General features: G+C 71.8%; 19 protein-coding genes. 11 read left to right on the forward strand and 8 right to left on the reverse strand.

Annotated elements, in window-relative coordinates:
* Positions 1-11: 11 nt before the first annotated feature.
* The 9 genes from KM933_RS32110 to pqqE all read left to right on the forward strand — a co-directional run bounded on the left by KM933_RS32110 (position 12) and on the right by pqqE (position 8,765).
* On the forward strand, positions 12-1,229 hold the full coding sequence (locus tag KM933_RS32110) for a CaiB/BaiF CoA transferase family protein (protein ID WP_221358866.1): 1,218 nt from the start codon (positions 12-14) through the stop codon (positions 1,227-1,229).
* Positions 1,226-2,038 (forward strand): citryl-CoA lyase, encoded by an 813-nt coding sequence (locus KM933_RS32115; RefSeq protein WP_221358868.1) that lies wholly within the window; start codon positions 1,226-1,228, stop codon positions 2,036-2,038. Before KM933_RS32110 ends, KM933_RS32115 begins: the two co-directional genes overlap by 4 nt.
* Before the next feature lie 192 nt (positions 2,039-2,230).
* Complete coding sequence (locus KM933_RS32120) at positions 2,231-4,378, forward strand: outer membrane protein assembly factor BamB family protein (protein ID WP_221358870.1); 2,148 nt, start codon at positions 2,231-2,233, stop codon at positions 4,376-4,378.
* Between the two features lie 97 nt (positions 4,379-4,475).
* The gene (locus tag KM933_RS32125; RefSeq protein WP_221358872.1) at positions 4,476-5,468 is read left to right on the forward strand and encodes a ThuA domain-containing protein; all 993 of its coding nucleotides are present in this window, start codon (positions 4,476-4,478) and stop codon (positions 5,466-5,468) included.
* Between the two features lie 96 nt (positions 5,469-5,564).
* Positions 5,565-5,708 (forward strand): pyrroloquinoline quinone precursor peptide PqqA, encoded by a 144-nt coding sequence (gene pqqA / locus KM933_RS32130; RefSeq protein ID WP_221358874.1) that lies wholly within the window; start codon positions 5,565-5,567, stop codon positions 5,706-5,708.
* Positions 5,709-5,717: 9 nt separating this feature from the next.
* Entirely contained in the window at positions 5,718-6,617 is a 900-nt protein-coding gene (gene pqqB / locus KM933_RS32135) for a pyrroloquinoline quinone biosynthesis protein PqqB (RefSeq protein WP_221358876.1), read from the forward strand.
* An 83-nt stretch (positions 6,618-6,700) separates the two neighbouring features.
* Positions 6,701-7,393, forward strand: coding sequence for a pyrroloquinoline-quinone synthase PqqC (gene pqqC, locus KM933_RS32140; protein WP_221358911.1), 693 nt, complete (start codon positions 6,701-6,703; stop codon positions 7,391-7,393).
* Positions 7,390-7,656 (forward strand): pyrroloquinoline quinone biosynthesis peptide chaperone PqqD, encoded by a 267-nt coding sequence (pqqD, locus tag KM933_RS32145; RefSeq protein WP_221358886.1) that lies wholly within the window; start codon positions 7,390-7,392, stop codon positions 7,654-7,656. Before pqqC ends, pqqD begins: the two co-directional genes overlap by 4 nt.
* Positions 7,653-8,765: a pyrroloquinoline quinone biosynthesis protein PqqE gene (gene pqqE / locus KM933_RS32150; protein WP_221358887.1), complete on the forward strand. Its 1,113-nt coding sequence runs from the start codon at positions 7,653-7,655 to the stop codon at positions 8,763-8,765. Before pqqD ends, pqqE begins: the two co-directional genes overlap by 4 nt.
* 163 nt (positions 8,766-8,928) lie before the next feature.
* On the opposite strand, the gene KM933_RS32155 is transcribed toward pqqE, so the two are convergent.
* Both KM933_RS32155 and KM933_RS32160 read right to left on the reverse strand, forming a co-directional pair.
* Complete coding sequence (locus tag KM933_RS32155) at positions 8,929-10,215, reverse strand: acyl-CoA dehydrogenase family protein (RefSeq protein WP_221358890.1); 1,287 nt, start codon at positions 10,213-10,215, stop codon at positions 8,929-8,931.
* 118 nt (positions 10,216-10,333) lie between these two features.
* Positions 10,334-10,705, reverse strand: coding sequence for a four-helix bundle copper-binding protein (locus tag KM933_RS32160; protein ID WP_221358892.1), 372 nt, complete (start codon positions 10,703-10,705; stop codon positions 10,334-10,336).
* Between the two features lie 359 nt (positions 10,706-11,064).
* Between KM933_RS32160 and KM933_RS32165 the strand changes: the two genes are divergently transcribed.
* A complete protein-coding gene (locus KM933_RS32165) occupies positions 11,065-12,405 on the forward strand; it encodes a glycoside hydrolase family 43 protein (protein ID WP_260334470.1) in 1,341 nt (446 codons plus the stop codon).
* A gap of 74 nt (positions 12,406-12,479) precedes the next feature.
* Here KM933_RS32165 and KM933_RS32170 read toward each other — a convergent pair whose 3' ends face one another.
* On the reverse strand, positions 12,480-13,292 hold the full coding sequence (locus KM933_RS32170; protein WP_221358895.1) for a pectate lyase: 813 nt from the start codon (positions 13,290-13,292) through the stop codon (positions 12,480-12,482).
* Positions 13,293-13,738: 446 nt separating this feature from the next.
* On the opposite strand from KM933_RS32170, the gene KM933_RS32175 reads away from it, so the two are divergent.
* Positions 13,739-14,656 carry a hypothetical protein gene (locus KM933_RS32175; RefSeq protein ID WP_260334463.1) on the forward strand — a complete coding sequence of 306 codons (918 nt, stop codon included), beginning with the start codon at positions 13,739-13,741 and terminating at the stop codon, positions 14,654-14,656.
* Here the strand turns inward: KM933_RS32175 and KM933_RS32180 are convergent.
* The 5 genes from KM933_RS32180 to KM933_RS32200 form a co-directional block, all read right to left on the reverse strand.
* The gene (locus KM933_RS32180; RefSeq protein ID WP_221358897.1) at positions 14,590-15,141 is read right to left on the reverse strand and encodes an EF-hand domain-containing protein; all 552 of its coding nucleotides are present in this window, start codon (positions 15,139-15,141) and stop codon (positions 14,590-14,592) included. The two genes, KM933_RS32175 and KM933_RS32180, sit on opposite strands and share 67 nt — an antisense overlap.
* A gap of 73 nt (positions 15,142-15,214) precedes the next feature.
* Entirely contained in the window at positions 15,215-15,763 is a 549-nt protein-coding gene (locus KM933_RS32185; RefSeq protein ID WP_221358899.1) for an EF-hand domain-containing protein, read from the reverse strand.
* A 560-nt stretch (positions 15,764-16,323) separates the two neighbouring features.
* The gene (locus KM933_RS32190) at positions 16,324-19,230 is read right to left on the reverse strand and encodes a helix-turn-helix transcriptional regulator (protein ID WP_221358901.1); all 2,907 of its coding nucleotides are present in this window, start codon (positions 19,228-19,230) and stop codon (positions 16,324-16,326) included.
* A gap of 70 nt (positions 19,231-19,300) precedes the next feature.
* Positions 19,301-19,507, reverse strand: coding sequence for a hypothetical protein (locus KM933_RS32195; protein WP_221358903.1), 207 nt, complete (start codon positions 19,505-19,507; stop codon positions 19,301-19,303).
* Positions 19,508-19,672: 165 nt separating this feature from the next.
* Positions 19,673-20,349: lanthionine synthetase LanC family protein (locus KM933_RS32200; RefSeq protein WP_308013611.1), on the reverse strand; the 677-nt coding region annotated here is incomplete at its 5' end.

Genomic DNA, 20,349 nt, shown 5'->3' on the forward strand with positions numbered 1-20,349 from the left:
AGGAGACGCCCATGCACGTTCGCCCACTCGACGGAATACGCGTTCTGGACCTCACGAACGTGCTCGCCGGGCCCTACTGCAGCTATCAGCTGATGCTCATGGGTGCCGAAGTGGTCAAGGTCGAACGCCCCGGGCGGGGGGACCTCGCCCGCAGTCTCGGTCCCGACCCCTCGCTCAACCGCGACGGCGTCGGCGCGTCGTTCCTCGCCCAGAACGCGGGCAAGAAATCACTCGAGCTCGATCTCAAGGACACGGCCGACCGCACCCTCTTCGAGGACCTGCTCACCGGCAGCGACGTACTGCTGGAGAACTTCCGGGCGGGCGTACTGGACCGGATGGACTACGGCGCCGAACGACTCGCCCAGCTCAACGAACGCCTCGTCTACTGCTCCATCTCCGGTTTCGGGCACTCCGGCCCGATGAGCGACGCTCCCGCCTACGACCAGATCATCCAGGGCCTGACCGGCATGATGAGCGTCACCGGCACCTCGGAGACCGCGCCGCAGCGCATCGGCTTCCCGGTCTGCGACACCACCGGCGGACTGATGGCGGCGTTCGCCATCAGCGCCGCGCTGCTGCACCGGGAGCGCACCGGTGCCGGCAGCAGACTGGACGTCTCCATGTTGGAGGCGTCCCTGTCCACGATGGGCTGGGCCGTCTCCAACTACCTCGTCAGCGGCATCCCGCCGCAGCCGCTGGGCGACCAGAACCCGACCGCCGCGCCCTCCGGCACCTTCCACGCGGCCGACGGCCCGCTGAACATCGCCGCCAACCAGCAACGCCAGTTCGAGACCCTGTGCCGGCTGGCGGGCGTCCCGGAGCTGATCACGGATCCCCGCTTCGACGAGCGGGAGCAGCGCAGGATCCACCGGGCCGAGCTCAACACCGCGCTGAACCGTGCCCTGGCCGCGCGCCCGGCCGCCGACTGGGAACGCGAGCTGAACGCTGCCGGTGTGCCCTCGGCCCGGGTCCTCACCGTGCCCCAGGCCCTGGAGCAGCCGCAACTGGCGCACCGCCGCTTCGTCACCGAACTGAGCCACCCGGGGCGCGCCGATCAGCCGCTGCGCGTGGTGGGCAACGGAGTGCTGTTCGACGGAGAGGCATTCGCTCCCCCCTCTCCCCCACCCCTGCTGGGCGAGCACAACACCGAGCGGCACCTCCTCGCGCAGCGCTGGTCCACCACGGCCGGCGAAACCACGGTGTCCACCGAGGAGGCCGCCGCCTCATGACGGAGGACCAGAACGAGGCCGCCCTGTGGTGGGCCACGGCGGTCAGCCACATCGAGCCCGGCAGCATCGAGCTGCGCGACCGACCGGTCCAGGAACTCATCGGCAGGACGAGCCTGGCCGGCGTCATCTGGCTGATGCTGCGTGGCGCGATGCCCTCGCCGCCGGAATCCGCTCTGCTCGAGGCGGCGCTGGTCGCCGGTGTCGACCACGGCCCCCAAGCCCCGTCCATCGCCGCCGCCCGCATGGCGGCGACCTGCGGAGTCGGCCTGAACAACGCGATCGCCACCGGGGTCAACATGCTCGGCGACGCCCACGGCGGAGCGGGCCAGCAGTGCGTGGAGATGCTCACCGACATCCGCACCGCTCACGACGACGGCCTCGGCTGGGACGACGCGGCCCGCGACGTCATGGCCGAATGGCAGAGCCGCTCCCGCTACCTGCCCGGGTTCGGGCACCGCTTCCATCCCGTCGACCCCCGGCGCGACCCCCTGCTGGGCCTCGTACGGCAAGCGGTGGCCGACGGGGTGGTCGGCGGCGATTTCCTCCACGCCGCCCTCGCCGTCGAGTCGGCCCTGCGCCGCCGCCGGGCCGGTGCCCGGCCGGTCCCGATGAACATCGACGGGGCGACCGCCGTCATCTACGCCGAGCTGGGTTTTCCCGCGCCGCTGGCCCGTGGTCTGTTCGTCCTCAGCCGTTCCGTGGGCATCCTCGCCCACGCCTGGGAGGAGAGCGGACAGGGCCGCCGCAACAAGGGCCCCGTTCCCCGCAGCGTGCTGCCGGCCCGACTGCCCCAGCCGAAGGACGCGTGAACAATCCGCGTCCCACCCCTTGTCACACCACCGGCGCATCCCTAACGTGGCTTCTCGCCAATCGGCAACCATCGTACGGACCACATGAACCGTACAGCGGACCATGATCCGCCCTCTCCTCCCTCCCCCCACGCAAGACTCCTCAGCCCCGTCACGGACGAGCCCATCAGGCACCGTCACGAAAGAGGGACCATGGACAGACGCAGCTTCCTCGCCTCGACGGCCGCCGGAACCGCGACCACCGTCACCCTGCTCAACAGCACCACCGCCGAAGCAGCCGCACCGGTCACCCTGGCGCGGCCCGTACCCGCCCAGGCCCACGCCGCCACCGGCAGGGACTTCCCCAAGCCCGGCGGCAACCTCGGCAACCAGAACCACTCCTCGCTGAAGGGGATCGACGCCGGCAACGTCCGCGAGCTCGGCGGCGCCTGGCACGTCAATCTGGAGAACGGCTCCACCTCCAGCCACCAGCAGTGCGCCGTCATCGCCCAGGACGGCATCCTCTACCTCGCCACCACCCAGCAGAACGTCTTCGCCGTCGACGGACGCACCGGCACGGTGAAGTGGAAGACGAACATCGGTACCGAGACCACCAACATGCGCGGCCTCGCCCTCGGCAGGGGCCTGGCCTACACCATCTCCGGCGACAACAAGGTCCACGCCCTCGACCAGAGGACCGGCGCCGTCGTCTGGACCCGCGAACTCCTGGTCGAGGACCAGGAGGACCCGGACTGCGACCCCGCCGGCGGCCAGTGCGGCGGCAGCAGGGGCGGCCTGGCCGGAGCCCCCGTGTTCTGGGACGGACTCGTCTACGTCGGCACCCAGGGCAGCACCGCCGGCGCCCGGGGACGCGCCTACGCCCTCGACGCCGCGACCGGCGAGGTCGTGTGGGTCTTCTGGGGCACCCCCGGACCCGGCGAGTACGGACACGACACCTGGGAGGGCGACTCCTGGAAGACCGGTGGCGCGGTGTGCTGGATCCATCCCGCCGTCGACCCCGGACTCGGCCTCGTCTACTGGACGTTCGGCAACCCGTACCCCCGCACCGACGGTTCCACCCGCGGCGGCGACAACCTGTTCGCCAACTGCATCGTCGCCATGGACGCCAAGACCGGCAGGCGGCGCTGGCACTTCCAGTCCGTCCACCACGACATCTGGGACTACGACAACGTCATGTCCCCCGTCCTCGCCGACATCCTGATCAAGGGGAAGAAGCACCGGGTCGTCGTCTACGGCAGCAAGACGGGCATGTACTACTTCCTCGACCGTGCGACGGGCAAGCCCGTGCACGGCATGGAGGAGCGGCCCGTACCGCAGCACGAGGCGCAGAAGACCGCGCCCACACAGCCCTTCCCCGGCGGGGAGCCCTTCGTCGAGAGCGAACCGCGCATCGACAAGGCCACCCGGCCCGTGCCCTTCTACGCCACCGGCGGCCTCTTCGAGGTCCACTGGGACCGGCCCACCATTCTCTACCCCGGTGCGGGCGGCGGCGCCGACTGGTCCTTCCCCTCCTTCAGCCACCGCACCGGCCTCGTCTACGTGGGCTACGGCCTCATCAACTCCGCCTACTCCAACACCCGCGGCGGCCGGGTCAACACCGCCCGCCCGATCGGTGAGTACTTCGCCGGCGGCCTCGCCGCGGTCGACCCCCGCACCAACACCGTCGCCTGGCGCCAGGAGGGCGACTGGTCCCTCGCCCACGGCAACGGCATCCTCAGCACCGCGGGCGGCGTGCTCTTCCAGGGCCGCCCCGACGGCGTGCTCACCGCCCTCGACGACCGCGACGGCACGGAGCTGTGGACCTGGCAGTGCGGCGCGGGCGTCAACACCAGCCCGCTGACCTACGAGATCGACGGCGAGCAGTACGTCGCCGTACTCGCCGGCGGGAACGGACTGCCCTACCCGGACATCCCCAAGGGCGACCACCTGTGGGCCTTCAAGCTCGGCGGGAAGGCCGGACCCGCGCCGGCACCCACACCGCCGTCCAAGCGCAACCAGGTCCGTGCCGCCGCGGTCACCGGCGACACCGCCAGGAACACCGTCACCCTGGGCCGTGTCTGGGACAGCGCCAGGAACGCCCCCGGCACCACCGAGAACCTCGTGGCGCAGAACGCCATGTCACCGCAGCACCTGAGCATCGCCAAGGGCACCACCGTCACGTTCGTCAACCCGGCCGACAACAGGACCGCGCACGGCGCGGTCTCGTTCTTCGAGGCCGAGTTCGACACCGGGCTCCTCATGCCGGGGCAGTCCTACACCTACACCTTCGACACGCCCGGCGAGTACTTCTACAACGACCCGGTCGCCCCGCAGAGCACCGGCAAAGTCGTCGTGAAGTGACGATCCGCCATCACTCGTCGCGGCCGGGCCCGGCACTTCCGCCCTCCTGGTGCCGCCTGACACCACCACACCGGACACACGTCGCAAGGACTGCCCGATGACGACAACACCCGGACAAAGACACCGCCCCCGGCCCCTCACCGCCGCCCTCGCCGGCGTCGTCGGCACGCTCGGTGTCACGGTCGCCCTGGTGGCGACCGGCACGATCAGCGTGGCCCAGGGACGCGTCGCCCAGGGAGCCCAGCAGCTCGGCGACCCCGACTACGGCGTGTGCCGCGGCGTGGACGTGCGCTGCTACCACGACTGGGGTAACTTCGACACGTCCGAGGGTTTCAAGGTCCTGCTGTACACCCGTACCGTCGGTCCCCGCCACGCCAACCTCGGCCCCGCGCTGGCCCCCGGGCTGAACCCGGCGCTCAGCGACGCCAACGCCGTGCAGAAGGCCGTTGTCAAGATGGGCGCCGACAACGGCTTCCAGGTCGACCACACCGAGGACGTCTCCCAACTGTCCTCCCCGGCCACCCTGTTCAAGTACAACGCCGTCATCTTCTACTCCACCAGCCGTGACACCCTCGACGACGGGGCACAGACCTCGCTGCGTCAGTACATACGCGGCGGCGGCGGTTTCGTCGGCGTCCACAACGCCTTCGGCACCGAGTACAACTGGCCCTGGTACGAGGGTCTGCTCGGCAACGCCAACTTCTACGACCACGGTCCCGCCCAGCCCGGCACGGTCCGTACCGTGAACCGCAAGGACGTCTCCACCAAGTCGCTGCCGCCCAGGTGGGACTTCTCCGACGAGTGGTACAACCTCGTGCCCGCCCCGACCCGGGTCCGCGTCCTCGCCGAGGTCGACGAGAGCACCCTCGCCAAGGGTGTCAAGGGCAACCACCACCACCCCGGGCACGGGGACGACCACCCGGTCGCCTGGTGCCAGTACTACGACGGCGGCCGCGCCTGGCTCACCACCCTGGGGCACGATGCCGGGGCCTTCAGCACCGACGGTTCCTTCCCCGGGGCAGCCGAGTACCAGAAGCTGCTCCTCGGTGGCATCGAGTCGGCCATGGGCAGGAAGCCGTTCTGCAAGTGACCTGCGGCTGTCACCGGCCGGGCGGCAGCCACAGGGCCGCGCGGGGCCCGAAACCCGCGGTCTCCCCCCTCACCCACCACGAGAGGCAAGGTCGTCATGAACAGCGAACCGCAGACGCAGCACCGGTCCCAGCCCCAGCCCCAGCCCTCCGAGCAGACCGTCAGCAGCTGGCGGACCCCCGACTTCACGGTGGTCGACACCGCTCTGGAGGTCACCGCCTACTCGCTGCGCAAGCAGTAGGCGACCGCCGTGCTGCTGCGCGTCCTGGGGACAGCAGCCGGTGGCGGCCTCCCGCAGTGGAACTGTGCGTGCCCCGGCTGTACCGGGGCACGCCGGCACCCCTCCCGCCGCCGTCTCCACGACGGTCTGGCCTTCCACGGCGCGGACCCGGACGCCTGGTTCCTCGCCAACGCCACACCGGACGTCGCCGAACAGCTCGAAGGCCAACCTGCCCTGCGGCCCGGGGCAGGAAAGGAACGTACGCCCGTGATACGGGTCGTCCTCACCGACGCGGAACTGGACCACACCCTCGGGCTGCTGCGCCTGCGAGAGGCCGCACGCATCGAGGTCTGGTGCACACGACCCGTGCACGAGGCCCTGACCGTACGTCTGCCCCTCACCGACATCCTCTCTCCCTACACCACGCTCACCTGGCACGACCTTCCGCTCACCGGCGCCGGACGACCGGCCACGGTCGCGGGACTGGAAGTGAGCGCCCTGCCCCTGTCCGACAAGCGACCCCGGTACGCGGCCGGCGAACCCTCGCACCCTGCCTGGAGCACGGCGCTCAAGGTGCACGATCCCGGCACGGGCACGCGCGCTCTGTACGCACCGGCACTCGCCGCCTGGAGCGACCCGCTGGACGACGAGATCGCCGGAGCCGACTGCGTGCTCCTCGACGGCACCTTCCTCGACGAGGACGAACCGCGCCGCACCGGTGTCTCACGCCGCACGGCCTCAGGGATGGGGCACCTGCCCGTCGAGGGTTCCGGCGGCACCGCCGAACGCCTCCACCGGACCGGCGCACAGGTCTTCTACACCCATCTCAACAACACCAACCCGCTGGCCGACCCCGGCGACCCCGCACACGAACGGCTCGCCGGCCTCGGCCTGCGCGCGGCAGAGGAGAACATGGTGGTGCAACTGTGACCACGACCGCCTTCGGGACCGTCGTTCCCACCCCACCGGATCCGGACGGGGCTGCGGATCGCAGTCCATGGGACGCGGAGCGACTGGAGGCCCGGCTGCGTGAACTGGCCGCAGCCCGCTACCACGACCGCCATCCGTTCAACCAACGCATGCACCGAGGTGGACTGAGCCCCGGCGAACTGCGGATGTGGGTGGCGAACCGCTTCTACTACCAGTGCAACATCCCCGTCAAGGACGCCCACATCCTGTCCAAACTCCCACTGCCCGCCCAGCGCCGCTCCTGGCTCCGGCGCATCCAGGACCACGACGGGATCACCGACCAGGACGGCGGAATCGAAAGATGGCTCCGCCTGGGCGAAGCCGTCGGACTCGACCGGCGCGACCTGCTGGCACACCGGTACCTGCGTCCCGGGGTCCGGCTGGCCGTCGACGGCTACGTCAACTTCTGCCGCCACACCAGCGCGCTCGAAGCGGTCGCCTCGTCCCTGACCGAACTGTGCGCGCCCTCGATCATGCTGACCCGGCTGGAGACCTTCCCACTGCACTACCCCTGGATCGACTCCGAGGGCCTGTCCTACTTCCGCAGCCGCGTCCCCCAAGGACGCCGCGACGCGGGCGAGGCACTGTCCTGGGTGAAGGAGTGGGCGGTGACCCGCGACCAGCAGGACCGGGCTCTCGCGGCCCTCTCCTTCAAGTGCGACGTCCTGTGGAGCCTGCTCGACAGCCTGCAGGCAACAGCACGGCAGGGGACGGCACCGCAGGAGACGCCGCGATGAGCGACGTCCTGCCCTGGCGCCCCCGTGTCCCCGCGGCCGCGGTGCTGCGCCACGACCGGGCCCGGGGAACCGACGTCCTGCTGCTGCCCGAACGCGTCGTCGTCCTGCACGGCTCGGGACGCGCCGTTCTCGACCTGTGCGACGGCAGCCGTACCGTCGACGAGATCGCAGGCCTGCTCCCGGCCGGCGCCGACACCACGCGCGTACGCCACGAGGTCTCCTCGTTCCTGCACCGGCTGCGTGCGGAGGGCTGCCTGCGATGACGACTCCCCCACCACCCTGGGCCCTGCTCTCCGAACTCACCCACGCCTGTCCCCTGCACTGCGGATACTGCTCCAACCCACTGGAGCTGACCCGCCGCTCACAGGAACTGAGCGCCTCCCGGTGGGCGGACGTCTTCCGCCAGGCGGCCGGCCTCGGCGTCCTGCACACCCACCTCTCCGGCGGCGAACCCCTGCTGCGCCGGGACCTGGCGGACATCACCCGGAGCGCGGTGGACGCCGGGCTGTACACGCAGTTGGTGACCAGCGGCGACGGACTGTCCGCGCAACGGCTCGACGCCCTGGTGGGGGCCGGCCTGCACAGTGTGCAGTTGTCCGTGCAGCACGCCGATCCCGGACGGTCCGACGAGATCGCGGGCCGCCGCTCCTTCGACGCCAAGCGGGCGGCGGCCCGGCTCGTGAAGGGGCGCGGCCTCCCCCTCGGCATCAACGTCGTCCTGCACCGGCACAACCTGGACGCCGTGGACGACCTCGTGGAACTGGCCGTCGACTGGCGGGCGGACCGCATCGAACTGGCCAACGCCCAGTTCTACGGCTGGGGCCTGCTCAACCGTTCCGCGCTCATGCCGAGCCGGGAACAACTCCAGGAAGCCACCGAGACCGTGGAACGCCGGCGGAAGAGCCTGGCCGACGTTCTGGACATCACATGGGTGGTGCCCGACTACTTCTCCGGCACACCCAAACCCTGCATGGGCGGCTGGGGTGCGGTGTCCCTCACCGTCACGCCCGACGGAACGGTGCTCCCCTGCCCCGCCGCGGCAGCCCTCCCCGGCCTGGACCCGCCGAACGTCGCCGACCGGTCACTGCGCTGGATCTGGGAGGAGTCAGCAGCCTTCAACGCCTACCGCGGCACCGCATGGATGCCCCCTCCCTGCCGTACCTGCGAGCGCCGCACCGAGGACTTCGGCGGCTGCCGTTGCCAGGCCCACGCCCTGACCGGGGACGCCGCTCGCACCGACCCCGCCTGCTCCCTCTCCCCCGACCACGCCGCCCTGGTCGCCCTCACCGGAACCGACGGCTCACCACAGCTCGTGCCCCGGCGCCCCACCCCGCCGCACCGGCCGGCTCCGGCCGGGCACGAGAGGCACTAGCCGACCTCGCGCGTGGCGCGCCAAGTGGGTGAGGGCTGCCGAACGGGCCGAGGGGGCGGGGGCCCCTCCACGTCGCCCCCGCACAACGCCGGTCCCACCGGCAACCTACCTCCCCTTCTGAGGCCAGCGGTATGTGACAACCGGCGTCGGTGGTCACACGAGCTCAGCGCCGTACCCGCGGCATCCCCAGGCCGATCCACGAGATGATCTCCCGCTGGATCTCGTTGTTGCCGCCGCCGAAGGTGAAGATGACCGCCGAGCGGTAGGCGCGCTCCAGTTCGCCGTGGAGCACCGCGCCCGCCGAGCCGTCCTTGAGGGCGCCCGCCGCCGCGACGACCTCCATGAGCCAGGCGTAGGCGTCCCGGCGGGCCTCGGACCCGTACACCTTGACCGCGGAGGCGTCCTGCGGGGTGAGGGTGCCCTCCTGGACGGCGTTCACCATCTGCCAGTTGAGGAGTTTCATCGCGTCGAGCCTGGTGTGGGTCCGGGCCAGGCTCCGGCGCACCCAGGGGAGGTCGACGACCCGGCGGCCGTCGGCGAGCTTGGTCTCCATGGCCCAGCGCTGCACGTCCCGCAGGGCGCGGACGGCCGTGGTGCCGTGGGCGGCGAGGGTGACGCGCTCGTGGTTGAGCTGGTTGGTGATCAGCCGCCAGCCCTCGTTCTCCTCGCCGACGCGCCGGGAGACGGGGACCCGGATGTTCTCGTAGTAGCTGGCGGTGGTGTCGTGCGAGGCGAGGGTGGTGATGACCGTGCAGGAGTAGCCGGGGTCGGAGGTCGGCACGAGGAGCATGGTGATGCCCTTGTGCGGTGGGGCGTCGGGGTCGGTGCGGACGGCCAGCCACACCCAGTCGGCGGTGTCGCCGTTCGTCGTCCAGATCTTCTGGCCGTCGACGACGTAGTGGCCGGTCTCCTCGTCGCCCTCCCTGACGGCCCTCGTCCGCAGGGCGGCCAGGTCGGTGCCCGCGTCGGGCTCGCTGTAGCCGATGGCGAAGTCGATCTCGCCGGAGAGGATCCGGGGCAGGAAGTACGCCTTCTGCTCGTCCGTGCCGAACTTCATGATCGTCGGGCCGACGGTGTTCAGGGCCATCAGCGGCAGCGGTACGCCCGCCTGGGCGGCCTCGTCGAAGAAGACGAACTGCTCCGTCGGCGTCAGACCGCGTCCGCCGTACTCCTTCGGCCAGCCCACGCCGAGCCAGCCGTCGGAACCGAGCCGGCGGACGGTGTCGCGGTAGAAGCGCTTCTGCGCCGCCCGGTCGTCGGCCAGGGCCCCTCCCCCGCCCTCCCCTTCCCCGGGGCTCCGGGAGACGGCAGGTCCGTGAGAGGCGGCGGACCCCGGAGAGGCGGCGGGACCGCCGGGGGCGGTGTGCTCGCCGTCCGGGACCAGCCGGGCGAAGTAGGCGCGCAGTTCGGTGCGCAGCCGCTGCTGCTCCGGCGTGTATTCGAGGTGCACGACGCCTCCCTGGCTCCTGGCCCGCTGCCGCGGCCGGCCGGGCCTGACGGCGCACACCGTAGAACGTGTTCCAGAAATAGGGAATGCCGGTGACGGGCCCGTGTGGGGCCCGCACGGGTCACCTCAGCAGGGCGAGGAACTCCGTGCAGGCGCGGGCGCACGCACGGCACGCCTCGGCGTCCCGCTCGGAACCGGGGCCGAGGTCGAAGGCGTGGGCGGTCTCCAGGCAGACGGCGCGGCACCATTCGACCTGGACCCGCATCACGTCCTCGGACTGCGTGACCTGCTCCGCCAGCAGGCGGCACGTCGCGTCGCAGACCTCGGCGCACAGGAGGCCCTTGCGCCGGACCGGCTGCCGGTCGCCGGGGGCGTCGAGGCCGACGAGGCCCGCCCGCAGGGAACAGACGCGCGCGCACTCGGTACACGCCTGCGCGCAGGCGAACCGGTCTTCTAGGAATCGGACGACTTCCTGCAACTCGGTGACCGACACATGGTCCGGGTAGCCGGACGCACCGGCACCAAACCGGTGGACACACGGGCGTCCGCGCCTCACGGTTGCTCAAGTGGCCCTCGGTCCACAGGTGGTGAAGCGTGTCGATGTTATTGACGCGGCCATGACGGCGTCCTACGTTCTGACCGGCTTGCCGAACCATGTTCGAAATACCGTCATACAGCGACGCAGGGACGCGCCGACAAGGAGAGCCGCACATGACCACGCCAGACAGCTCCGCCGGATCCGCCGCACCACCGGACTCGACACCGGGCGCGGCCCCGGACGCGACCGGCGCGTTCCGGCCCCCGACACCCCACGCACCCTTCACGCCCTCGCGTCGGAGCCTGCTGCGGGCGATGGCCGCCCTGCCCGCCTCCGCCCTCGCCGTGGGCGCGCTGCCCGGCCTGCCCGGCACGGCCGCGGCGGCCGCGCCGCCCGGCGGCTCCGCCACCCGCTACACCATCGTGCCGTTCCTCAACAGCAACGACGGCACGGTGAACGTCTACCAGTCGGACGACGCGACGGACTTCCGGCTCCTCAAGGCGTCCGCGTACACCCCGCCCGCGGGCCGCATCCGCGACGCCAGCATCCTCAGGCACACCGACGGCTACTACTACCTCACCTACACCACGCGAACCTGGCAGGACACCAGCACCACCATCGGCTTCGCCCGCAGCCCGGACCGGGTCAGCTGGACCTTCCTGTACGACCATCCCGTCCCCATCGCGAACCTGTCGCGCGCGTGGGCGCCCGAGTGGTTCGTCGACAGCGACGGCAGTGTCAACATCCTGGTGTCCTGCTCGACCGCCGACAACCAGTGGATCTTCACCCCGTACCGCCTCAGGGCCACCGACTCGGCGCTCACGGCGTGGACCTCACCCACCGTCCTGGCCGGCATCGGCGCCAACCACATCGACACGTTCGTGGTGCGGACCGGCTCGGCCTACCACGCCTTCACGAAGAACGAGACGTCCAAGTACATCGAGTACGCCACGGCCCCGGCGCTCAACGGGCCGTACACCATCAGCAGGACCGGGAACTGGGCCGGCTGGGGCGGCACCCGCGAGGGTGCGGCGCTGATCCGGCTCGACAACGGCGCGTGGCGGATCTTCTTCGACGGGTACGGCGACGGCACGTACTACTTCAGCGACAGCTACGACACCTTCGCGACCTGGAGCACGCCCAGGGCGCTGCCGGGCATCTCCGGTACCGCGCGCCACTTCACCGTGCTCAAGGAGACGGTGTCCGGCGGGGTGAGCGTGCCGAAGGGGGTCACGCGCTCGCTGCGGTCGGGCAACTTCACCACCCGCTACTGGCAGGACCAGTCCGCCCTGCTGAACCTGCCCGTGGTGACCGCCTCCAGCACGGCCGCGGAGAAGCATGCGTCCACCTTCACCGTCGTGGCGGGGCTCGCCGACGGCAACGGCTGCTCCTTCCGCAACGCGGCCGGCGCCTATCTGCGGCACCGGGACTTCCGCGGCCGCTTCGACGCGAACGACGGCACGTCCACGTTCGCCGGGGACGCCACCTTCATCGCCCGGACGGGCAGCGCCGGCGGCTCCGTACGCCTGGAGTCGTACAACCACCCCGGCCGCTATCTGCGCCACTACGACTACCAGCTCCGCGTGGACCCGTCGGACGGCAGCGACCTCTTCCGGCAGGACAGCTCGTTCGTCCTCACCACTGCCTGGGCCTGACCCGTACGCGTCCGGCGGCCGGGCGGACCCCCGTGGGGGGGAAGGAAGGTCCGTCCGGCCGCCGGGGCGACGGCTCACCTGCAGGTGAGGTCCGAGGTGGAGTACAGGCAGTTGGTGCTGTCGGGGCCCGTACCGACCGCCGTGTTGTTGTAGTACTTCTGGCAGGGGACGACCTTGCGGCTCGCGTCGCCGCGGATGGTGATGTCGCGCAGCGTCGCCACGTCGTTCCGGTTGACGTTGATCCCGGCGATGCGTGCCGTGGAGCCCGTCCCGGTCACGTCGATGCCGCCGAGGTTCACCTTGCGCGTGTACTGCGTGGAGCAGTCCCCGCAGGAGCGGTAGAGCGTCTTGAACTCCTGCACCGCGAAGTCGGAGACACTCAGGGTGCCTCCGCCGTTGTGCTGGAAGACCTTGTCCGCGGCCTTCTTCGCGCCGCCGCCGGTCACGGTGTACGTGGCCCCCGTGCCACCGCGGAAGGTGGCGGCGTCCTCGCCGACGTCCTCCCACCAGACGTTCTGCAGCGTGCAGCTGCCCTGACAGTGGATGCCGTCGGCGCCCGGCGCGCCGATGACGACGTTCTTCAGCACCGCGCCGTCGGCGAGCTGGAGGATCGGGTCCTGGCCCTCCTCCTGGCCGTCCCCGGCCAGGTCACCGGTGCCGTAGAACCGCTTCATCCCGTAGTCCTCGGTGCCGGACACCTGGATGGTGGCGGAGACGCCCTCGTTGCTGGTCGGGGTCGGCCAGGTGGCGGCGCTCGCCGGAGAGAGCGTGGCACCTGTCGTGACCATGCCAACCATGAGACCGAGGGCGCCGAGCCCGCCGACCAGGGCCTGCCGGGCGGGGGCCCGGTGGAGCCGCCGCGTTCGCGGCCGCGCTGGAGAGGTCATGTCCCGTTTCCTTCTTCTCTGCCGAGGGTGCTGGGGGCGGGGCAAGGTGAGATGAGGTGAGGTGAGGCCCTTCCCGCGACCGCCGACGACGCCGAAACCAATGGGGGAGGTCTCGGTGACGTCCGCGGGCCGCCACAGGGCCGCAACGACGGTGGTTGCGGGACGGCCGCCCGGGCCGTCGGGGTCACCGGGGAGGGGCACGCGGGGGGCGGCTACGCATGCGGGTGCGTCCCTTCGAGAGCGTTCCACTTGCAGGGCGTACGGCAAGGTGCATTCGGGGTGCCGAACACGGGTCACGCCACTGAACGGGAAACGTAAGGGGTAAGCGCTTTCTGGTCAACGTCCCGCGCAGTACGCAACCGGCCGGCTCCCGCTCCCGGCCGTCCGGGCGGCGGGACCGGCCGGTGTGTAATGGGAGGTCAGACACCGATCCATCAGGAGAGTCCATGGCATCCGACCGGCCCAGACTGCTGTTCGTGACCGATCTGGCCTACCGGGCCGCGGGGCGCCGGTACTGCGACGAGGACATCTTCCTGACCTCCCGGCTCCGCGAGCACTTCGACCTGGCGCTGTGCCATCCGCTCGACGCCGCCGCGCTGCTGGAATCCCCCGGCTTCGACGCGGCCGTGGTCCGCAACAGCGGGCCCGTCCTGCACCACCGGGCCGCGTACGACGAGTTCCGCGAGCGGGCGGCCGAGCGCGGCACACCGGTCTGCACCCAGCTGACCGGCAAGGCGGACCAGGCCGGGAAGCAGTACCTCGTCGACCTCACCTCCCAGGGCTTTCCGGTGATCCCCACCGTCGACCGGTTCGAGGACGTCGGAAGGCTCCCCGACGCGGCCGAGTACGTGGTGAAGCCCAAGCTCGGCGCGGACTCCATAGGTCTGGAGTTCGTCCCCCGGGAACGGCTGCGGGCCCTCGCCCACGACGAGGGCCCCGGCTCCGGCGTCCTCGTCCAGCCGCGGATCGACTTCCGGTACGAGGTGTCGTTCTACTACGTCGACCACGCCTTCCAGTACGCCCTGTACGCGCCCCGCCCCGACCGGCGCTGGCAGCTCGAACGCTACGAACCCACGCCCGCCGACCTGGACTTCGCACGGCGTTTCATCGACTGGAACGACATCGACCACGGCATCCAGCGCGTCGACGCCTGCCGCGCCCCGGACGGCGGGCTGCTGCTGGTCGAACTGGAGGACCTGAACCCGTACCTGTCCCTGGACCTCCTCGACGACGCGACCCGTGACTCCTTCGTGGCGAGCCTGACGGCGTCGCTCCACCGCCTGCTCGGCGGGACCGGTCAGCCGGGCGGCAGCGGCGGGCCGAGCAGCCAGTTGCCGGGTGCCTCGGTGTCGGTGCCGAGGTAGAACTCCTCGATGGCGGTGCGGAACTCGTCGTGGGTGATGGTGCCGCTGCCGTCGCGGTCGAGGCGCCGGAAGGCCGCGGCGGAGGTGGCCGGGTCGATGTCTAGGGCGTCGTACATGCGGACGTACTCGTCGGCGGTGAGCGTGCCGCTCCCGTCGGTGTCCAGGGCGTGCATGAGGGCGTCGATGATGGGCATCACCAGGCGTTCGACGGTCTTCGTGTCGGCGGCGACGTGGGAGCGCATGGCGGTGATGAACCGCCCGCGCTCGATGCGGCCCCGGGAGTCCGGGGCACCGGCCTCGTCCAGGACGTCCCACCAGAGCATGAACGCCTCGCGCAGCGCGCTCTTGTTGTCCTCGTCCGGTGCCACCGCGGCGAACACCTCACCGATCTGCCGGAAGTCGTCACGGGTGAGGTAGCCGTCGCCGGTGCGGTCGAACCAGGCGAACAGGGAGGTGAACTTCTGCTCGGTGCTGTTCTGCGCCATGGGGCCTCCTTGGGCGGAGCTGAGCTGAGCTGAACGGAGTGGCCGGCCGGGCTTCTCCCGTCCTGCCGGTCCCTCAGACGAGACGGCCGAACATGTGGTTGGCCGGCGAGTCGGGGGCGTTGCCGTAGAAGAACTCGGAGACGGCCCTGTGGTACTCGCTCCGCGACAGGGCTCCGGAGGAGTCGAGGTCGAGCGCGTCGAACACCTCGGCGCACTCGGCGTCGGTGGCCCGTCCCGTGCTTCCGAAGATGTGGGTGAACTCGGTGCGGCTGAGCGAATCGTCGCCGTCGCCGTCGGCCAGGTCGAAGAAGCGGTCGGCGATCGGCGCGAGCTCCTCCGGGTAGCGGGCGCGATCGGTGAAGGTCGCGGCGAACGCCCGGGTGAGCTCCGCCGAGGTCACCCTGCCGTCCTTGTCGGCGTCGGCGGGGGCTATCACGGACTCCCAGAATCCGTTCATGGTGTCGTACATCCGCTGTGCCTGGGGCGAGTCGGCGGCGATGCCCCTGGCCCGGACGTAACGCTCGCTCATCATGACGACGTCCTGCCGCGTTATCGCGCTGTCGCCGTCGACGTCCGCGGCGTCGAACCACCGCCTGTACTTGCGTGTACGCAGCTCATCCATGGGCGCAAGGTAAGTGCGTGTCAGCGGTTCGACTAGGCCTATTCCCAGTCGCCGCGGTCACCAGGAGTACTGAGTTTCCTCCGGTCCGATGGGGCGACGGGTTGCCGGTGGGGGCGGGGCCCACGGGCCGTGCACGGCGGGCCTGCCCGACCGCCGCCGCGGTGGCCGGGAGGGCGTCACCGCGGCGTGTCCGGTAACGGCGCAGGTCGTTGACCGGGGCATGAAGCGCGTCTGCACCACGAGCTGTCTCGCTGCCCTCGCCCTCGGTCTGGCCGCCGCCCCGGCCTCCGCGGGGGGGCATCCTGCCGCTCGCGTCGCCGTCCTTCGGCACCTTCTGCGGCAGTCACGGCGCAGCCCGCGCCGGCGGGACGGCAGCCCGTGGCACCGGCGCGGTCGACGGCAACTTCGCCGGCCTGCCCGTCGGTGAGCCCTTCAGCCACTGCGGCGGCGCGGAAGCAGATGTCCTGACGGCCATCGCGAGCGGTCTCGTCGGGGGCAACGGCGGCAACACCTGACGCTTCGCCCGGTCACCGGGCAGGTGGTGCGGGCGGGCCCGGTCGTCAGGTCTGTTCCGCCGCCAGGGCGCACAGCTGCACGCGGTTGAGCAGACCGGTCTTGGCGATCAGGCTGGCGACGTGTTTCTCGACGGTGCGCGGCGAGATGTAGAGCCGGGCGGCGATGTCCTTGTTGCTGGGGCGGTCGGCCAGCAGCCGGAAGATCTCGTACTCGCGGACCGTCATGCCCTTCAGGCGCAGTTCCGGTGGGATGCGGTCGCTGCCGGTGCGGTGCTGGCGCACCGGTGCGCCGATCGCGCGCAGCAGGGTCCGGCAGGCGCCGACCACCGCGGTGGCGGAGGTCTCGCGGAAGTGGTGCTCGGCCTCCCGCAGCCACCTCTCCGGCTCGCCCCAGCCCAGCGCATGGGCCTCCTCGGCGATCAGCCGCTGCCCGAGATGGCGGGCGGTGGGATAGTGCGCGCCGGTCCTCTGGGCGAGCAGGGCCGTGCGTCCGGCCGCCTCGGGCCGGCCCTCCCGGCCGAGCAGGACGGCCTCGGCGAGCAGCACGAAGTGGCGGTTCCACCGCATGCGGCCCGCGGCGCTGGCGGCCAGCCGGTCGAGGTCGGCGCGCCCGGCACGGCCGTCCAGGAGGTCGAGGAGCAGTCCGAGGCCGTGCCGTCCGCTCAGGTGGAAGGTGGTCGGGTTCTCGGCCTCCAGCGCTTCGAGTTCGGCCATGGTCCGGGCCGCCTGTTCCCGGTTCTCCTCCAGGAGCGCGCAGAAGACCTGGGCCAGGCCGAGGGCCAGCGGTTCCTCGGGCGAGCGGCTCCCGCCCCAGCGGCCGAAGTCGGCCAGCGCCTCCTCCATGGCCGTCCGGTCGCCCTGGTGGGCGGCCAGCACCGCGCGGGCCATCAGCAGGTAGCGGGCCACCGACGTCAGCTTCAGGCGTGCCGCCATGGTCAGCGTCTCGTCGCCGCGCGCCCGGGCGTCGGCGAAGCGGCCGTGCAGCACGTCGTGCAGGGTGAGGATGCCGTCGATGCCGTAGACGACGGGGACCGCGCCCAGCCGTCGGGCCTCCGTGCGGGCCTCGTCGAGGGTGGCGGTGCTGCCGTCGTCCAGCCAGCGGATGCCGCCGAGCCGGGTGAGGGCGTACATCCGCTGGAGCGGCAGGCTGTGCCGTTCGGCGGTGCTCATCGCCTGTTCCAGGTAGGTGCTGGCCTCCGACAGGTCGCGTTCGCGGGCGACCACGCCGAGGAGTTCCCACGCCTGGCAGGCGACCAGGGGCAGGCTCTGCCGCTCGGCGGTGCGGAGCGCGGCCCGGGCCAGCCGCTCGGCCCGCTGGGTGCGGTCGGGTCCCGGTGTGTCGAGGCACAGGTACGCCTCCACCACGTCGGTCAGCGCGGTGTGCGCCTCGTCGGGCGCCGTCGCCAGCAGGGCGCGGGCCCGCTCGATCTGGTTGTTGCCGTCGGCCCAGCGGCCCGCCATGTACGCCACGTGCGCCAGTCGGGTGTGCAGGGCCGCCAGCCGGGCCGCGCCGAGGCCCGCCCCGACGAGTTCCCGCAGGCTGCCGGTGAGGCTGAGCGCCCGGGTCAGGTCCCCGGTGTCGGCGAGCGCGGGCAGCAGTGCCTCCAGGGCCTCGGCGCGGGCGGCGGAGTCGCCGCCCTCGGCGAGCAGCCGTTCGGCGCGGTCGAGCAGCGCGACCGCGGAGGTGACCGCGCCGTCGGCGAGGGCGCGGCGCCCGGCCTCGGTGAACAGCCGGCCGGCCCGGACGGGATCGCCGGCGTCGGCGCGCAGGGTCGCCGCCAGCGGGCACCAGTCACCCGGCAGACCGGGGTTGAGCGTCTCGATCGCGTTCGCGGCCTGCTCGGACAGGGCGACCCGGGCGGCCGGGGTGAGCTGCGCGAGCAGCGCCTCTGCGGTCAGCGGATGCCGGAAGGCGTACCAGTCGGGGGCGGGTTCGTCGGCCGCGACCAGCCGGGCGGCGACGCTCGCGTGCAGGTGGCTCAGCAGGCTCCGGTCGTCGACGCCGGTCATCGACTGGAGCACCGACAGGGAGAACCGCCGGCCCAGCACGGCGGCGGCGCTGAGCAGGGTCCTGCCCTGCGGCCCGAGTTGGTCGATACGGTGGATGGCGCCCTCCAGCAGCGCCCTGGGCACATTGCGGCGGAGGTCGCCGACCACCCGCCAGACGGCGCCCTCGCGGACGAGCGAGCCACCGGCGACCGCGCCCTGGAGGAGCTCCTCGACCAGGAACGGGATGCCCGCGCTGTCCTGCCACATCTGGTCGAGCACCTCGGCGGGCATCCCGCCGGGGGCGGTGTCCAGGCAGGAGGCGATCATCCGGCCGACCCCGTCGGCGTCCAGCGGTGCCAGCCTGAACACCGTCGCGCTGCGTCGGCGGCCGGCGGACTCGGCGAGACTCAGGGCCTCGCCGGGATCGGACCGGAGGGTCGCCACCAGCATGAGCGGCTGCTGTTCGAGGTTGTCGACCAGGTACTCGACGACGGCGAGGGTCTCGGTGTCCGCGTCGTGCAGGTCCTCCAGCACCAGCAGGCAGCCGCTCTCGCGGCCGGCGTGGGCGAGCAGCCGCAGGACCGCTTCGGCGAGCACCACCGTCGATCCCTGGTCGGGGGCGCCGGTGCTCCAGCCGGGGACGAGCCGGCCGAGCACCGGGCGGTACGGTCCGAGGTCCGCCTCGTCCGGTGTGACGCCACCGCGGGAGAGCGGCATCAGGGCCTCGGTGAGCGGCCGCAGCAGCACCATCGGGCCGATGGTGCTGCTGCGGCCCTTCAGGACCCGCACGCCGGCGTCGAGTGCCGATCCGATCAACTCGGCGACCAGCCGCGACTTGCCGATCCCTCCTTCTCCGACCAGGAACGCCGTGCCTCCGCGCGACCGTTTCACGTTCCGCAACGATTGGCTGAGCTCGGTGACTTCGGCCTCACGACCAATGAGATGAGCTGTCCGCAGACGCATATCCCCGGATAGTAGTCACTCGTTCACGGGAGGCGCACACCTGCACGGACGTCCCGTGCGTGACGGCGGGTCACATGGGCACCGACACGCTGGTGATGGTCGAGGAGCTGAGACCGATCACGACGCCGCTGCCGAGGACCATTCCGGCCAGCACCCGGTTCCGGGCGCACGCCCCGTTCCAGCGGACCAGCCGGATCTCGCCGGCCGGGTCGGTGACCGCCGCGGGCGCCTGCGCGGTCTCGTCGCGGACGGTGCTGTTCTGCAGGGAACTGGACATGGGGGGTTCCTTTCCGTGGAGCAACTCGTTCTGTGGGGCGGTCGGTTCTGTGGGGTGGTTGGTTCTGTGGGGTGGTTGGTTCTGTGGGGTGGTCGGTCGTCCTTCGGGGAGGGGTCTCGTGGTGCGCGCGCCGCGGGCGGCGCACCGGACGGCGGTACGGGGGCGCTAGCCCCCTTTGCCGTCCTGGGCGGGGTCGAGCAGCAGGACCGAGGGCACGGTGTCGGCGAAGCCCAGCCGGAGCAGGGAGTAGCCGATGCCCGAAAGGCCCGTGAGCAGGCCGGGGGTCGGTACGTGCCCGGGGGTCCCGCAGCGGGGCTCCCAGGCGTGGAGCAGTCCGAGGACCAGGCCGATCCGGCCGGTCAGGGCGGCCCTGGCCTCGGCGTGGCCCCGCCCGGCGAGGGCTGCCACCGCTTCCGTGATGCCCAGCTCGCCGTGGCACGGGCTGAGGTCGGCCACCGGCGGGTGCCCGGCGAGCAGGCGTCCGGCGTCCTGGGCCGGGCCGGTACCCGGCAGCGGACGGAGCCCGGCGTCGGCCGCCGCCAGCAGGACACCGGCCGTACCGGAGCACCAGCCCGTGTCGAGCCGGTCCGCCGCCGCGAGCGCGGCCGTCAGCCTGGCCCGGCCGGCCGCCCCGCTCCGTTCGCCCAGCGGGCCGCCGGTGAACCGGGCGTGCCGGACCAGCGCCCAGCCGATGCCGGCCTCGCCGAAGGCGAAGCCGAGGCTCTCCGGCGGTCCGTCGCCGGGCCGTGCGGCGGGCGCGGACTCCAGCAGCCGTTCGGCGATCCGGTCGGCGAGGGCGGCGGCCTGCGGCAGCCCGCGCTCGCGGTGCACCGCGTGCAGGG

This window comes from Streptomyces beigongshangae (genome assembly GCF_019710745.1).
Classification (GTDB): Bacteria; Actinomycetota; Actinomycetes; order Streptomycetales; family Streptomycetaceae; genus Streptomyces; species Streptomyces beigongshangae.

What these genes read in the sequence shown, in the direction of transcription:
- KM933_RS32110 (WP_221358866.1), top strand. Translation starts at nt 12, where the DNA reads ATGCACGTTCGCCCACTCGACGGAATACGCGTTCTGGACCTCACGAAC.
- KM933_RS32115 (WP_221358868.1), top strand. Translation starts at nt 1,226, where the DNA reads ATGACGGAGGACCAGAACGAGGCCGCCCTGTGGTGGGCCACGGCGGTC.
- KM933_RS32120 (WP_221358870.1), top strand. Translation starts at nt 2,231, where the DNA reads ATGGACAGACGCAGCTTCCTCGCCTCGACGGCCGCCGGAACCGCGACC.
- KM933_RS32125 (WP_221358872.1), top strand. Translation starts at nt 4,476, where the DNA reads ATGACGACAACACCCGGACAAAGACACCGCCCCCGGCCCCTCACCGCC.
- pqqA (WP_221358874.1), top strand. Translation starts at nt 5,565, where the DNA reads ATGAACAGCGAACCGCAGACGCAGCACCGGTCCCAGCCCCAGCCCCAG.
- pqqD (WP_221358886.1), top strand. Translation starts at nt 7,390, where the DNA reads ATGAGCGACGTCCTGCCCTGGCGCCCCCGTGTCCCCGCGGCCGCGGTG.
- pqqE (WP_221358887.1), top strand. Translation starts at nt 7,653, where the DNA reads ATGACGACTCCCCCACCACCCTGGGCCCTGCTCTCCGAACTCACCCAC.
- KM933_RS32165 (WP_260334470.1), top strand. Translation starts at nt 11,065, where the DNA reads ATGGCCGCCCTGCCCGCCTCCGCCCTCGCCGTGGGCGCGCTGCCCGGC.
- KM933_RS32170 (WP_221358895.1), bottom strand. Translation starts at nt 13,292, where the DNA reads ATGACCTCTCCAGCGCGGCCGCGAACGCGGCGGCTCCACCGGGCCCCC.
- KM933_RS32175 (WP_260334463.1), top strand. Translation starts at nt 13,739, where the DNA reads ATGGCATCCGACCGGCCCAGACTGCTGTTCGTGACCGATCTGGCCTAC.
- KM933_RS32180 (WP_221358897.1), bottom strand. Translation starts at nt 15,141, where the DNA reads ATGGCGCAGAACAGCACCGAGCAGAAGTTCACCTCCCTGTTCGCCTGG.
- KM933_RS32185 (WP_221358899.1), bottom strand. Translation starts at nt 15,763, where the DNA reads ATGGATGAGCTGCGTACACGCAAGTACAGGCGGTGGTTCGACGCCGCG.
- KM933_RS32190 (WP_221358901.1), bottom strand. Translation starts at nt 19,230, where the DNA reads ATGCGTCTGCGGACAGCTCATCTCATTGGTCGTGAGGCCGAAGTCACC.
- KM933_RS32195 (WP_221358903.1), bottom strand. Translation starts at nt 19,507, where the DNA reads ATGTCCAGTTCCCTGCAGAACAGCACCGTCCGCGACGAGACCGCGCAG.